Below are 14,760 nucleotides of genomic sequence, written 5' to 3'. Positions count from 1 at the left end.
AGCGAAGTTCTTTGTTGAATTCTATTTAACCGGTGTGCAGTTAGTTTGAGAGGTCCGTCCCTCCATTCACTGCAGCGGTAATTTATTAAAGTAATTAGGCTTGTGTATTCAACCTTTTTAGCTTTGATGATGCTTTTTGCAGGTCCGTCCCTTTAAAGGATACGGTAGCCCGGGATGGTGAGGAAGTCTGTGAATTGGTCGTTCTGGATGAGTTGGTCGAATAGTTGGACGGCTTCTGTGAACCGGCGCTCTTTGTACAGTTGTTCTCCCATTTGGCTTTTGAGTTTGGTTAGTTCTTCTTGCTTTAGTCGTTCGTAGAGATCGATGGTGATGTTTCGGCCGTCGTCAAGAACTCCTTTAGGATGGCGGATCCATTGCCATAGCTGAGCCCGGGAAATTTCAGCCGTCGCCACGTCTTCCATTAAGTTGTGGATCGGTGCTGCACCTTGGCCGCTCAGCCAAGAAGAGATATATTGAATTCCGACGTTTATATTTAAGCGGACACCTTCTTCTGTTATCGTCCCTTGAGGAACTTCAAGAAGATCCTGCTCTGACACTTCGAGATCATCTAAAGTTTTCTCTGCAATTTGATTATCATTTTTCATTTCCTGATTGAAAACGTCCATGGCAACCGGCACAAGCCCAGGATGAGCTACCCAGGTGCCATCATGACCATCCTGCGCTTCTCTTTCTTTATCTGCTCTCACCTTGTTAAACGCCTCTTCGTTTTTCACAGGATCGTTCTTTACAGGAATTTGTGCCGCCATCCCTCCGATTGCAGAAGCTCCTCTTCTGTGACAAGTTTTAATCGTGAGCAAAGAATACGATCTCATAAAAGGAGCTGTCATTGTGACCGTTGAACGGTCCGGTAAGATAACATCCTCTTGGTCCCGAAGTTTTTTAATATAACTGAAAATATAATCCCATCTTCCACAGTTCAAACCCGCTGAATGCTCCTTTAGTTCATAAAGAATTTCATCCATTTCAAACGCGGCCGTGATGGTTTCAATCAGTACAGTTGCTTTAATCGTTCCTTGAGGAATCCCGATATATTCCTGGGCAAATATAAACACGTCATTCCAGAAGCGCGCTTCCAGGTGACTCTCTAATTTAGGTAAGTAAAAATAAGGGCCTTTGTTCGTTGAGGTTAAATGAGTCGCATTATGAAAAAAGAATAATCCAAAGTCGACAAGGCTTGCCGATATTGATTTCCCATCCAGTTCGATATGTTTCTCTTCCAGATGTAATCCTCTGGGTCGAACAATTAATACAGCATGTTCTTTGTTTAATTCATAACGCTTACCATTTGGATTCGTGAAGTCTATTGTTTGATGTACTGCATCTCTGAGGTTGATTTGTCCTTCTATGAGGTTCGTCCATGTAGGTGAAGTGGCATCTTCAAAACATGCCATAAAACATTTTGCGCCTGAGTTCAATGCGTTGATGACCATTTTCCGATCAACCGGTCCAGTGATCTCTACCCTTCGATCTTGTAAAGCTTGAGGAATCGGACTTACTTTCCATTCACTTTGTCGAATCGATTCTGTTTCAGACAAAAAGTGAGGAAGCTCTCCTCCATTGATTCGTTCCTGCTGTTTCTCTCTGTTGTGTAACAGTTCTCTCCGTTTTGCTCCGAATCGGCGCTCCAGTTGTTCCAAAAACTGCAATGCTTGTTTAGATAAAATTTTATCAAAGCCTGGCTGAAGCTCCCCAGTTACCTTGATACCAACCATTTTTGTAGACATTGAACACCATCACTCCTTAGCAGTATTAAACAAGTCTTCATTGTTATAATACAGATTATTTAACATGTTTGTATTATATAACAGTATATTTGGTTTTGGAACAACTTTTTGGTAATTTTCTTTCGACAAATTTCGCAACACCTACAAAGGAGGACATGTATCACAAATTCTCCCCTGAAATATAAATATCAAGACTAGCCAACAAAAAAGAGGTCCGTCCCTCAGCCACTCTTTAGTGACGAAGGACGGACCTCTTATCGATACTCTAATTATTTAACGATGTCTTTGGCAACTGCTTCATCGAATTCAGCTTGGATTTCAGCACTTGGCTGTGGTCCAACCTTACTGAAGATCACGATTGCCAGAATAGCAAGGAAGAATCCTGGAACAATTTCATACAGTTCGAATGGAATAACTCCAGCTGCAGTCAGCTGTTTCCAAACGACGACTGTTACAGCACCAGTGATCATACCTGCCAATGCCCCGTTTCGTGTCATACCTTTCCAGTATAGAGACAACAGGACGATTGGTCCGAACGCGGCACCAAATCCACCCCAAGCGTAACTTACCAGATCGAGGATCTTCGTACCGCCGCCATTCGCAGGGTTACCTTGAATAGCAAGCATAATCGCGATAAATGCAATTAGAAGCACTCCGATACGACCCACCCATACAAGTTCGTTGTCAGAAGCATTCTTACGGATGATCGCTTTATAGAAATCCTCCGCTAACGCACTGGAAGAAACAAGTAATTGGGAATCGATTGTACTCATGATAGCAGATAGAATCGCTGCTAACAGAATACCAGATACCCATGGGTTAAATAAGACATCTGTAAAAAAGATAAATACTTTCTCAGAATTATCAACATCACCTGTAATCAATGGCATATCAGCAAAATAGGCGATACCGGAGAAACCAACCAGTACAGCACCAATCATTGATAATGTCATCCAGCTCATACCAATCCAGCGTGCCTTTGGTACATCTTTGGTGGATTTAAGTGCCATAAAACGGGTGATGATATGCGGCTGACCGAAGTAACCAAGTCCCCAGGCGAGGAGTGAAATGACTCCCATAACCGTCATCGTGTTCATTGTATCAAGATTTGCCGCGTCAACAGAACGAACAGCATCAACTGTAGCATTCCATCCACCCAGCTCTGTAATAGCAACGATTGGTGTAATGATTAACGCAAGGAACATTAGAATACCTTGTACGAAGTCAGTCCAGCTTACTGCTAAGAATCCTCCAAGGAATGTGTAAGAAATGATTACTGCAGCACCAATCCAAAGTGATTGATTGTAAGACATTCCGAACGTTTCCTGGAATAATAACGCTCCGCCTACAAGACCTGAAGATGTGTAGAAGGTAAAGAATACCAAGATAATAACTGCTGAAATAACACGAAGGAGACGGGAACCATCTCTAAAACGATTTTCAAAGAAGTCCGGAACCGTAATAGAATCGTTTGCAACCTCCGTGTAAGCGCGTAGTCTTGAAGCTACGAATCTCCAGTTTAAATAAGCACCAATTACTAACCCAATACTTAACCAGATCGAACCTAAACCAATTGCATAAGCAAGGCCAGGCAGTCCCAGTAATAACCATGAACTCATATCTGAAGCACCAGCACTTAATGCTGCTACCCCCGGTCCTAAACTACGTCCTCCAAGAACGTAATCCGATAAATTGCTTGTTAATTTGTAAGAGATAATACCGATTGCGAGCATTCCAACTAAATATACGATAAAGGTGACTAAAGTAGCTATATCCATTGTGTAGTTAGCATTCTCCTTTCAAGAAATTTGTACTGCTTTTCGTTAGGTGCTTAATCTAACTTTCGAACCATGCTAAAAGACCTCTCGAATTGTAAATCCAACAGTTCTTTACCCCATGCATACGGGTTGTAAACTTATTCACTCAATAATGTTTGAAAAAGTTTTTTCTGCGAAGCGACGTTCCGTAACAAGTTCACAACGTTATTAATACTAACATACATTTACCACATTAACAGACGGAATTTTCTAAATACATTCATTCGTATGAATAATTATTCAAGTAAAATGCATATATTTTTATGAAAGCGCTTTTTTAGCTATATCTATTCATAAAAATTTATAAAATTAAGTTACTTTTTGTTCACCATTCTGTTACGATTACAGTTTTTCACTAACGTTAGCATCTTTATTTTGCAACAAATGATACATCCATATACATGGTGAGACGGTGGGGAATAGGAAATTTCCTGGATGGCTTTTTGAAACTGGTTAATTGTCGCTGATGCAGATAGGTCATTTCTATGTAAAAGCCAAACAAAAAAGCCTGAGATTCCCCAAGCTTTTTACCGATTACATTTTGTCCTCCAATTTCTTCACTCTCTTTTCTAATTTCTTGTTTTGTTCAAGAAGGATCATGACAATCGAGAAAGCCCCTCCGGCTAAAACAAATGCGATTATTTCCATCAGCCTTTTCCCCTTTCCTGTCTTCAATCTATATATGTATTACGTATATCCGTCACATTTGGTTTCGTTTTTTGTAAATATCGTGAAGTACATGACAATGGTAGGATCAGGTTTATCGACCCTTGTTGAGATTTATCAACCCTTACTCAATCTCATCAACCTTTAAAATGATTTATCGGCCGTATTTTCAATATACCAACCTTATTTTTATTTATCGAAAGGATCCGCCTAATTTCTGTGACACTTCTACAGTTCTATCCCTCAACAAAAAAAAGAACTAACCTATAAGATTAGTCCTTTTCCTCTTTTATTCATAAATGTGCAAATACGTTTCTTTACTTCCAGGCTTCTTCACGATCAGAGCTTCCGGTCCATAGGACGATGACACGAGGAGTTCCACATCCCAGGTATCTGGCGTCTGTTTGCTGATCATGCTGGAAAGATGCTGGGCAAATCCGATGGTTTCAGCTTTTCCTTGGAAGGACAGGGCAACCTCGAATTTCATATTGGACAGCTTTTGGTTCTGGTAAAGTGCTTGTCCCGTCAGACCCGTGTAAACAGGAAAGTATTTTTCGATATCCGTTTTCAGCTCGTTAAATACTTTGTAATCGTTTGGATGATTTTCTTGTGCTTCCGGTGAAGGGAATAAGTAAAATTCTTCATTGATTCCTTCCCAGTTTTGGATACTGCTTTCGTTCGCTTCAACGGTTGTGTAGGCAAAGAAATGACCCGGGACGACCTGTTCTTTCGGAGCCTGTTTATAAAGTGAGATCATGATCGGAACGTTTTGAAGTTCTTTTTTCTGACGAAGACGATTGAGGACTTCGTCGGCAATTCTCGCTCCTTGTTCCTTTAAGACATCATTGCTAATGTTCTTTACTGTCCTTGTTCCAGATGAGAGATTGGTTTCGTACTGAACAGAATTCAACGAAAGAGCGATTGCCACTCCACCCAGGTGGACCTTGTTGTCTTCTTTTTTCATCAAGTAATTATGTTCAATCACATGTGCTAAGTAGATGGGTGCGCTCTCACCGTTTGCCTGGACAGGGTTAAGCCCTACATTCTCAGACTCTTGAATTCCCTTTTCTTTCAACTGTTCACTTGTATATTTTCGTTGAAGCCAGCTATCAACTGTTTTCTTCGTGAGGAATTGGCCTTCTTTGAAAAAGTATTCATCCGTTGAGAAACGATTTTGGGCTACCCTCAATAAGCCCGTTTCGATTTCATTGATATCGTATCTTGATCCTAAATCATTAACGACCACTCCACGGGTTTTACTCGTTTCATATGGAAGCATCGTCTTGTAGTATTCCTTGGATATCTGGAAGCTTGGAATGATCGCTTTTTTTGCTTCGCTATCTTGATTTTCCTGAACGACCTGATCCTGCTTTTCAAATGTCGGAGCACAGCCTCCTAATAACAATAGTGCGGAGAGAGCGACCGAGATCCCTTTTTTCATTACTCGTTACACCTCTTATCGGTTAAGTTCTTCCATCAGCTTGTCCTCATCCCATACTTCAATGTTCAGTTCATTGGCTTTCGTAAGCTTTGATCCTGCTTCTTCCCCTGCGATGACAAGATCGGTTTTCTTACTGACACTGCCAGTGACTTTTCCACCGAGCATTTCGATCTTTTCTTTTGCTTCATTTCTGCTTAATCGTTCAATCTTTCCGGTTAACACAATGGTTTTTCCTGCAAAATAAGAGTCGACTTCACTTGCAGCTACCGGCTTTGGTCCTTTGTATTCAAGATTGACACCGGCATCCTTCAATTCCTGGATCAGTTCTTTCGCTTCATCATTTTCAAAGTAGGCCACAATGGCATCTGCCATTTTATCACCGATTTCGTTTACATTGGTCAGCTCTTCTTTGCCCAAGGTCATTAACTTATCCATTGATCCGAACTCTTGAGCCAATGTTTTCGCCGCTTTTGCTCCAACATGACGGATTCCAAGTCCAAAGAGCAATTTTTCCAGGGAATTGGCTTTTGATGCTTGAATGGCATCCAATAGGTTATCTGCGGATTTTTCACCCATGCGCTCCAGTTGAAGAAGCTGCTCCCGCTCTAAACGGTACAGATCAGCCACATCTTCAATCAATTTCTCCCTGAATAACTGGCTGATCACTTTTTCTCCAAGACCATCGATGTTCATGGCGTTTCGGGACACAAAGTGAATCAGACCTTCCCGAATCTGAGCAGGACATTTGGGATTGATGCAGCGAAGGGCGACTTCCCCTTCCAGTCTGACCAGCTCACTTTCGCATTCAGGACAATGAGTAGGCATATGGAATTCCTGTTCATCACCTGTTCTCTTTTCTTCTAATACGTTGACCACTTCAGGGATGATATCCCCGGCTTTTTTAATCACGACATGATCACCGATTTTGATATCTTTTTCTCGAATAAGATCTTCATTATGAAGAGACGCACGTTGAACCGTTGTACCCGCAACACGGACCGGTTCCAAAATCGCTGTAGGTGTCACCACCCCGGTACGGCCTACGCTTAATTCAATCTCTTTTAACACGGTTACCACTTCTTCAGCAGGGAACTTGAAGGCAATCGCCCATCGTGGACTTTTTGCTGTCGTTCCGAGCTGCTTCTGATGCTCTAAGGAATTGACCTTAATCACAATCCCGTCAATATCATAGGAAAGATTAGGACGTTGATCGGTCCACTTTCCAACAAATTCAATCACTTCTTCAATCGTGGCACATTGTTTTCGTTCAGGATTTGTTTTAAATCCCAAACCTTCTAATTTATCTAATCCTTCACTATGCGAATGAATTCCCGTATCCCCAATATCCGCTAACGCATATAAGAAGATATCGAGATTTCGTGAAGCTGCAATTTTAGGGTCCAATTGACGAAGTGAACCTGCCGCTGCATTGCGGGGGTTGGCAAAAGGCTCTTCTCCTTTTTCGTCTTTGATTTTATTTAACGCCTCGAAGGATCTTTTTGGCATAAATGCTTCACCGCGAACTTCAAAGGAAATCTTTTCAGAAATCTTCAATGGAATGGAACGGATTGTCTTCAGATTCGATGTAATATCTTCACCTATTGAGCCATCTCCCCTTGTTGCTCCTTGGATAAACACACCATCCTCGTAACGAAGGGACACTGCCAACCCATCGATCTTGAGCTCACAAACATAGGAGAAGTCCTCCCCGACTGCTTGACGGACACGACGATCAAAGTCACGAAGATCCTCTTCATTGAAGGCATTCCCTAAGCTGAGCATGGGCGTACGGTGTTCCACTTTTTCAAAGGCATCCAGTATCGCTCCTCCAACGCGTTGAGAAGGTGAATCGGATGTTTTCAGATCAGGGAATTGATCTTCGAGTTCGATAAGTTCCCTCAGTAGTTGATCATATTCAGAATCTGGCACAGAAGGTTTGTCGAGCACATGGTACTCATAATTGTATTGATTTAACAGTTCATGTAATTCATTTAAACGGTTTTCGGCTGATTGTCGATCCATTTCCACAACCCTTTCTTGCTAAAGTGTTCAGATATTTAAAGATAGCCGAGAGGGAATTCCCTCTCGACAAGCTACGCTTTTTCAATAGGAGCAAATTTGGCAAGAAGACGCTTGATTCCCATTGGGCTCGGGAACGCAATGTCAAGCTCTACACTGTCTCCAGAGCCTTTCACACTGACGACCGTCCCTGTCCCCCATTTCTTATGCTGTGCTTTGTCCCCTACTTGCCATGCAACAGATTCTCCACCGGTTGTCGTTTGAACCGGTCGTGAAACGGGCTTACGCGGGGCAGGACGCGCTGGTGCTTTCGCTGCTGATTTCCCGAAAGGTGTGAAGGCACTCTTCTTTTCTGCCATCACATCATCCAACAGTTCAGCTGGGATCTCCTGAATGAACCGGGACACAGGGTTCATCTTCGTTTGCCCGAAGAGAGTTCTCATTTGTGCATTTGTTAAATAGAGCTGTTCCTCAGCACGGGTAATTCCTACATAAGCCAGTCTGCGCTCTTCTTCCATCTCATCTTCTTCCATCAGGGAACGGCTGTGAGGGAAAACCCCTTCCTCCATCCCCATTAAGAATACGACAGGGAACTCAAGACCTTTTGCAGCATGAAGGGTCATCAAAATAACCGAGTCTTTTGGCTGATCGTCTTCATCAAGCTTATCGATATCCGCCACTAATGCCAGGTCCGTTAAAAATGCAACCAGACTCTTGTCATCGTTGGATTGCTCAAAGCTTTTCGTCACAGACAGGAACTCGTCCAAGTTCTCCAAGCGACTTTGAGACTCGATCGACTTTTCTGCTTTTAACATCTCGATGTAGCCGGATTTCTCCAGTATTTCTTCTACAAGCTCGGTTACGGACAGATATTCCTGCATGGCCGTATAGCCTTTCACCATTTCCTTGAATTCAATGACAGCTTTCGTTATTTTCGGACTGAGCCCGATAAAGTCCGCTTCTTCCAACGCTCTGAACATGGAAATATCATGATCCTGTGCATAACGGGCAATTTTATCCACAGAGGTTGCCCCTACGCCCCGCTTCGGAACATTAATGACACGTATTAGGCTGATGTCATCATCCGGATTCGAGATGAGTCTCAGGTAAGCCAATATGTCCTTGATCTCTTTGCGGTCATAGAACTTGATGCCGCCGACGATGGAGTACTCGATATTCGATTTGAGTAAAACTTCCTCCATCACACGGGACTGAGCGTTTGTACGATAAAGGATGGCGAAATCAGAGTACTTCCTCTTACCGCTTTCCATCATCTCTTTGATTTTACCGGTAACAAATTGAGCCTCGGTCTGCTCGGTATCCGCTCTGAAATACGAGATCTTTTCACCGTCATGATTTTCCGTCCATAGATTCTTCGGTTTACGATTCGAGTTCTTCTGGATCACTTCGTTTGCTGCCTGCAGGATCCTCTTCGTTGAACGATAATTTTGTTCAAGGAAAATAACGGTTGCTCTTGGATAATCCTTTTCAAAGGAAAGGATATTGGCAATGTCCGCACCTCGCCAGCGATATATCGATTGATCGGAATCCCCGACGACACACAAGTTCTGAAAACGGGAAGCCAGCAGTTTAACGAGCATATATTGAGCCCTGTTCGTATCTTGATACTCATCGACATGGATGTATTGGAACTTTCTTTGATAGAATTCCAATACTTCCGGTACACGCTGAAACAACTGGATCGTCGTCATGATCAAATCATCAAAATCGAGGGCCTGATTCTTCCGTAAACGCTTCTGATATTCTGTATACACATCAGATACCACTTGATCGTAATAACCCCCTACTTGCTTGGACAATTCTTCAGGAGTCGTCAGCTCATTTTTTGCAGAGCTGATGGATCCCAAAAGCGAACGGGGATCAAATTTTTTCGGGTCTATATTTTTTTCTTTTAAAATCGCTTTGATAACCGACTGCTGATCGGTAGAATCAAGGATCGTAAAATTACGGTTCATCCCGATGCGATCAATATCCCGTCGCAGGATTCGCACACACATGCTGTGGAAGGTTGAGATCCAAATGTTCTCAGAAGCCCCGCCCAGTATGTTATGAATACGATCCTTCATTTCTCTCGCTGCTTTATTTGTAAAGGTAATCGCTAAAATATTATAAGGATTGACCCCTTTTTCCACCATTAAATACGCAATTCGATGCGTCAATACTCTCGTCTTCCCGGAGCCTGCCCCTGCCATGATCAGTAACGGCCCTTCTGTCGCCTTCACAGCTTCCGCCTGCTCGGGATTCATTCCATTCAACAATCGATCAGTCAAAAATTGCATACTCTCACACCACCATAACGAACGTACGTTCTATATTTATGTTTCCATTATATCCTATTTAGGGACGGATCTCCAGTTCAATCCTTACCCTTTTACTGCTTTTACTGTTTTTAACGCTTCTTTCAAATTGTCATAGACAGCATTTCCTACTACGACAACATCTGATACTGCAGCCATTTCATTCGCCTGCTCGACGGTTTTGATGCCACCACCGTAGAATAATGTTGTGTTTTCCAGTGAATCTCTTACCTCTTTCACCGTTTCAACATCCCCATATGTACCACTGTACTCCAGGTAAAAGATCGGCAGATTGAACATTCTTTCTGCCATCATGGCATATGCAGCCGCGTCTTCACTTGAAATATCTGTATCGGCCTCCGTAACCTGTGCCGCCTTACAGTCTTTGTTTAATATACAATATCCTTCTACAAGGATTTCATCCCAATTCATGATCTCCCCATATTCCTTTACAGCACGGTGATGCAATCCTGTCACCCAGTTCATATCCCTGCTGTTCATCACCATCGGAATGAAATATAAATCAAAGCCCGGAGTAATCGACTCCAAATTTGATACCTCCAGAATACAAGGAACAGTATATCGTCTCACCCGTGCCATCAAATCAAGAACCTTTTCAAGGGTTACACCGTCCGTTCCCCCTACAATAATGGCGTCTGTCCCTGATTCACATACAGCTTCTAAATCTCCATCATCGATTGTCTTATTCGGATCTAGTTTAAATACATGGCTCCATTTTTGGACATCATACATGCTTTGTTCCTCCATTCTTACATCCATCTAACGTATTATATCATTTGTAGGAAGGGGCCGCATCACCTCGTCTATTGTTAAACTTTGTATGATTCTAAGGGGGAGATCGATGAAATCACACAAAAAAACAAAGACCGCTCATCATGACGACAGCGGTCCTTCTTCTATTATTTCTCTTCCTGATGTACACGATCCAATACCAGCTGATAGGCATCATTTCCGTAGTTTAAACAACGCTTCACACGGGAAATGGTTGCAGTACTTGCACCTGTTTCTGTTTCAATCTTATGATATGTTTTCCCATCCTGCAGCATACGAGCTACTTCAAGGCGCTGAGCAAGAGATTGAATTTCATTGATTGTGCAAAGGTCATCGAAGAAACGATAACATTCTTCAAGATCTTGTAGAGATAGAACAGCATTGAATAACTGATCCAACTCCTTGCCTCTTAGTTTATTTATTTGCATTAAAAAGACTCCTTTTTCCATCTATTCTTGATATGATACCGACCCCGCCAAGCCTGAAGAACTTGGAATGATATTGATCCACGTAGATCCTTTTCGCAAACTGATAGGTTTATTATTTTCAAAAGGTAGAATTCTACCTTCTACGTTCTTCCACTGAACTTCCCGGAGTTTTCCTTCTTGAATCAAGTACGCATTCCCGCCGGAATCAAAATCAATGTTTCTCCTGCCAGCATCGTCGACTATTTTATGCGACGCTTCCACTATAAAGAGATTTTCTACTAAAACAGGGTCATTGGAATCGTAATCGATGGTCTGTTCACCATTTGAGTAGCGTTCGTATTTGCCCTCTTCTTCGTTGAAATCATACACTACGTTAAACAGCGGATTATCGTTATATGAAATCATGACCGATTGGGATGCTTCTCCGCTTACAGGCCCTTTGTCACTAAAGTTCAATGCTTCCGGTGGACGTTTCATATCAAAGCCGTTCTGCTCCGCTCCCTCTTTGATATGCTCAAAGGAGATATAGGAATTATGAGGAGCTTTGCGGAAGCTTGCACGCTTAAACAGCGTTCCATCATATTTCATGCCGTTTAAATTGTCGATGAAGCCGCTAGTCAGCATTTCTTGTGCTTCGGGACTATATCCATGAGCTACATATAGACTATCATATCCTTTGGCAAGCTCCACATAGTAATCTCTGGCACTTCGTACAGGACCGATTTCTTTAGGCTTTTGGCTTTGATATATAGCCAGGAACCGAGTGACATCACCTTCTGCTAAGACTTCATATACAATGTCTGCTTTTGAAAGTCCTGATTGTGGACGGGCCTTTGGGTGATTATTCACCATGACCGCAATCGCTCGCGCCGTGGATTCTCTCTCTTGTACCTCACCAGTTAAAGGTGATTGGTTTTTCTCTTCCGTTTCTACTCCTGTCTCCTCTTTCACAACCGGAGTTGCAGCTTCTTTATCAGATTCTTTCTTTATCTCTTTATCTGAACTACATGCGACAAGTGTAAACGAGCTTAAAGCAATGATCAAAGCTCTTTTCAGCATGTTTTTAGACACCCCTATTTTATAGAAATCCTTTTCCCTATACTTTACTATTTTAACGCATTATCGTTGGAAAGAGTACCGTTTTCTTCATTACATCATAGATTCCCTTTTGTGTCATCCGTATATAAGGCAGATGAGTAGACTGAAGGAATAGCAATGTATAAATGGGATCCGAAAAGCGATAGCCCCTTTCTTTTAACAAACCTTTAAGTGCTTTTTCTTCCTCAATAAGCTCCGGCATCTCTTTATGAGAGAGCATGCCGCTTAATGGAAGTGGAATTTCGTGAAGGACTTCCCCCTTCTCCGTCAAAACAATTCCGCCTCCGATTTCCTTCATTCTTTTAAAGGCAGCAATCATATCTGATTTGTTTTTTCCAATTAAAATGATGTCCCCTGTATTCGAATAGGAAGAAGCAAATCCCATGACACCCGTTGAGAATCCCTTGATCATTGTACTGATTCTCCATTCTCCCTTTCGATCAAGAAGCATGAGGAACGATTGATCATGATCAAGATCCAGCTCATCAGTAGATGGATTGATGGATATGGAGTAAGGCTTGGTGATGACATCGTTCACCATTTCAATTCCAAAGGGCATGGAAAACTGGAGGTCATCATATCCCACTTCCCAGTTCAGGGACAATGGCTTGAATCCGTTTGATGCCCAGTTTATTTCTGTCGAATCCTCCATTTCCTCGCCATCTCTACGTACCCAAATCCCCTTTGAGAGAACAGAAATCGGAGTCGGGTCATCAATTGCCGAAAGGAAGTTAATATTCGCCACTCTGCCTGTAGCGATCATCCCATGCAAATGAGTGATGTGATAGTAATTGGCGACGTTGTAGCTAGCCATATTATATGCTTCGATTGGTGGTACGCCCTTATCAATCGCCATTTTTATCATGAAATCCAATACACCTTGTTCATAAAAGCCTGGTGTCGATCCGTCCGTTGTAAACAATAAGGAATCATACGAATCGATGCCCTTTTCTTTTAAGCCGTCTAATAGGACCGGCAAATCCGGCCTGATGGAGGAATGACGCAATGTGACGGTCAGCCCTTGAATAAGCCGCTTGTATACATCCTCACCCGTCATGGCTTCATGATCACCATCAATCCCCAGTAAGCCAAGCTTGGCAATGGTTTTGTCAGATGCCCCCGGCAGATGCCCTTCAACGATCTTGCCCATTCTTTTCGCTTCCTGCATCCAGTGGAGAATCAGGTCATCTCCCTGAAGCAGTCTCGGCCAAGCAGTCAATTCTCCTCCTTGAAGTACGGAATCATGTTCCAGCCATGATTTCACTTCACCATTTGAAAAGGTTACCTCTTCATTCGCCATCTCCGTTTGAGAATCGAACCTTGTCCACCAATACATGGTGACAGGTAGCTTATTGAATTCCCCCAATAAAGAAAACGCTTTCTTTTTTTCCAATTGTAAAAACATCATCAGGTTATCATTTACGAATGTCGTTGTACCAGTTTGGGATGCATACTTGGAAAAAGATTGGGGATTATAAAGCTGAAACGGATGTACATGCGGTTCGATATATCCGGGAACGAGGTACTGTGAGTCACAGTCCACTATTTCGCAATTCTCAAGGTTTTCCGGGAGCAGATCGCCTGTATAGACAATTCGATCACGGTAAACCCAAATGTGTCCCTGCACCCATTTCTTTAGAGTCGAGTGAAGGTACGTTGCATTCTTTAAAAGAAGGCTCGGAGATATTTCTCCGTTCAGTACTTGTACATGTTCTCGTAGTTGTTTGTTCTTCCATCTGTAGCGCTGTTCCAATGTGAACACTCCTCTAGTGGAATGGTATTAGTTTAAGTTTCATTTTATGTTAACATATTTTACTATTTAACGCATTAACGGTTTACAACAATTATGTGAATTTTCTATTAAGGAGGAGTTTACAAATGAAAGTATCATCAAACATCGGCATTATCAATGCCCTGATCCGCATCACCGTTGGTTTCACGATTCTGGCTTGGAGCACATCAAAGCTTGCGAGACGTCCTTGGAGAGACTCTTATCTCGTGATGGCTGTGATTGGCGCCATGAAAGTAGGAGAAGGAATTCTGCGCTACTGCCCTGTTACAGCCTTATTTGAAAAAGGCGCAGAGGGAAATGGCGGAAGCGGAGGATTTGCCGGATTCAAAGCCAAGGATATGATGAACTTTAAAGACATGCTGAAATCCGACAAATCAACAGGTCACCAAGATCACCATCAAGCAAACGAACACAAACAAGACCCGCTCGACAATACAAAAAAAGAATCCAACTTCAATCCCGAAGAGCTCACCAACAAAGAAGTCCAAGCAGCACTAAATGGCGATAATATGGAAGGGAAGGACCTCCGCTGAGGGACGGACCTCTCCCTCCCTTTCCCAATTCAAAGGCATGTTTACCTGAACTGAATTCCGCCTTTGAATTCCAATAATGGCAAGAGTGCCGAGGTCCGTCCCTTAAATGGG

Annotated in this window: 10 protein-coding genes; 1 reads left to right on the top strand and 9 read right to left on the bottom strand. The window is 42.6% G+C overall.

Annotated elements, in window-relative coordinates; translation table 11 throughout:
* Positions 1-152: 152 nt before the first annotated feature.
* The 9 genes from aceB to Q1B03_RS11385 all read right to left on the bottom strand — a co-directional run bounded on the left by aceB (position 153) and on the right by Q1B03_RS11385 (position 14,077).
* Positions 153-1,745 (bottom strand): malate synthase A, encoded by a 1,593-nt coding sequence (gene aceB / locus Q1B03_RS11425; RefSeq protein ID WP_299741325.1) that lies wholly within the window; start codon positions 1,743-1,745, stop codon positions 153-155.
* Positions 1,746-2,014: 269 nt separating this feature from the next.
* Positions 2,015-3,523: a sodium/proline symporter PutP gene (putP, locus tag Q1B03_RS11420; RefSeq protein ID WP_299741324.1), complete on the bottom strand. Its 1,509-nt coding sequence runs from the start codon at positions 3,521-3,523 to the stop codon at positions 2,015-2,017.
* 994 nt (positions 3,524-4,517) lie between these two features.
* The gene (locus Q1B03_RS11415) at positions 4,518-5,669 is read right to left on the bottom strand and encodes a CamS family sex pheromone protein (protein WP_299741323.1); all 1,152 of its coding nucleotides are present in this window, start codon (positions 5,667-5,669) and stop codon (positions 4,518-4,520) included.
* A gap of 15 nt (positions 5,670-5,684) precedes the next feature.
* Positions 5,685-7,691 carry an NAD-dependent DNA ligase LigA gene (gene ligA, locus Q1B03_RS11410; protein ID WP_299741322.1) on the bottom strand — a complete coding sequence of 669 codons (2,007 nt, stop codon included), beginning with the start codon at positions 7,689-7,691 and terminating at the stop codon, positions 5,685-5,687.
* Between the two features lie 71 nt (positions 7,692-7,762).
* Complete coding sequence (gene pcrA / locus Q1B03_RS11405) at positions 7,763-9,988, bottom strand: DNA helicase PcrA (protein WP_299741321.1); 2,226 nt, start codon at positions 9,986-9,988, stop codon at positions 7,763-7,765.
* Positions 9,989-10,072: 84 nt separating this feature from the next.
* On the bottom strand, positions 10,073-10,759 hold the full coding sequence (locus tag Q1B03_RS11400; protein WP_299741320.1) for a heptaprenylglyceryl phosphate synthase: 687 nt from the start codon (positions 10,757-10,759) through the stop codon (positions 10,073-10,075).
* A gap of 167 nt (positions 10,760-10,926) precedes the next feature.
* Complete coding sequence (locus Q1B03_RS11395; protein WP_034760840.1) at positions 10,927-11,226, bottom strand: YerC/YecD family TrpR-related protein; 300 nt, start codon at positions 11,224-11,226, stop codon at positions 10,927-10,929.
* 21 nt (positions 11,227-11,247) lie between these two features.
* Positions 11,248-12,285 carry a DUF3048 domain-containing protein gene (locus tag Q1B03_RS11390; RefSeq protein WP_299741319.1) on the bottom strand — a complete coding sequence of 346 codons (1,038 nt, stop codon included), beginning with the start codon at positions 12,283-12,285 and terminating at the stop codon, positions 11,248-11,250.
* A gap of 52 nt (positions 12,286-12,337) precedes the next feature.
* Positions 12,338-14,077, bottom strand: a complete 1,740-nt coding sequence (locus Q1B03_RS11385) for an adenine deaminase C-terminal domain-containing protein (RefSeq protein ID WP_299741318.1) — start codon at positions 14,075-14,077, stop codon at positions 12,338-12,340.
* Positions 14,078-14,202: 125 nt separating this feature from the next.
* On the opposite strand from Q1B03_RS11385, the gene Q1B03_RS22155 reads away from it, so the two are divergent.
* Positions 14,203-14,649 carry a DUF2892 domain-containing protein gene (locus Q1B03_RS22155; protein WP_366141290.1) on the top strand — a complete coding sequence of 149 codons (447 nt, stop codon included), beginning with the start codon at positions 14,203-14,205 and terminating at the stop codon, positions 14,647-14,649.
* Positions 14,650-14,760: the final 111 nt, after the last annotated feature.

Origin of the sequence: uncultured Rossellomorea sp., assembly GCF_947488365.1 — a bacterium.
Lineage (GTDB): Bacteria > Bacillota > Bacilli > Bacillales > Bacillaceae_B > Rossellomorea.
This window is presented reverse-complemented; position numbering and strand designations above follow the sequence as displayed.

What these genes read in the sequence shown, in the direction of transcription:
- Q1B03_RS11395 (WP_034760840.1), bottom strand. Translation starts at nt 11,226, where the DNA reads ATGCAAATAAATAAACTAAGAGGCAAGGAGTTGGATCAGTTATTCAAT.
- Q1B03_RS11390 (WP_299741319.1), bottom strand. Translation starts at nt 12,285, where the DNA reads ATGCTGAAAAGAGCTTTGATCATTGCTTTAAGCTCGTTTACACTTGTC.
- pcrA (WP_299741321.1), bottom strand. Translation starts at nt 9,988, where the DNA reads ATGCAATTTTTGACTGATCGATTGTTGAATGGAATGAATCCCGAGCAG.
- ligA (WP_299741322.1), bottom strand. Translation starts at nt 7,691, where the DNA reads ATGGATCGACAATCAGCCGAAAACCGTTTAAATGAATTACATGAACTG.
- putP (WP_299741324.1), bottom strand. Translation starts at nt 3,523, where the DNA reads ATGGATATAGCTACTTTAGTCACCTTTATCGTATATTTAGTTGGAATG.
- Q1B03_RS22155 (WP_366141290.1), top strand. Translation starts at nt 14,203, where the DNA reads ATGAAAGTATCATCAAACATCGGCATTATCAATGCCCTGATCCGCATC.
- aceB (WP_299741325.1), bottom strand. Translation starts at nt 1,745, where the DNA reads ATGTCTACAAAAATGGTTGGTATCAAGGTAACTGGGGAGCTTCAGCCA.
- Q1B03_RS11400 (WP_299741320.1), bottom strand. Translation starts at nt 10,759, where the DNA reads ATGTATGATGTCCAAAAATGGAGCCATGTATTTAAACTAGATCCGAAT.
- Q1B03_RS11415 (WP_299741323.1), bottom strand. Translation starts at nt 5,669, where the DNA reads ATGAAAAAAGGGATCTCGGTCGCTCTCTCCGCACTATTGTTATTAGGA.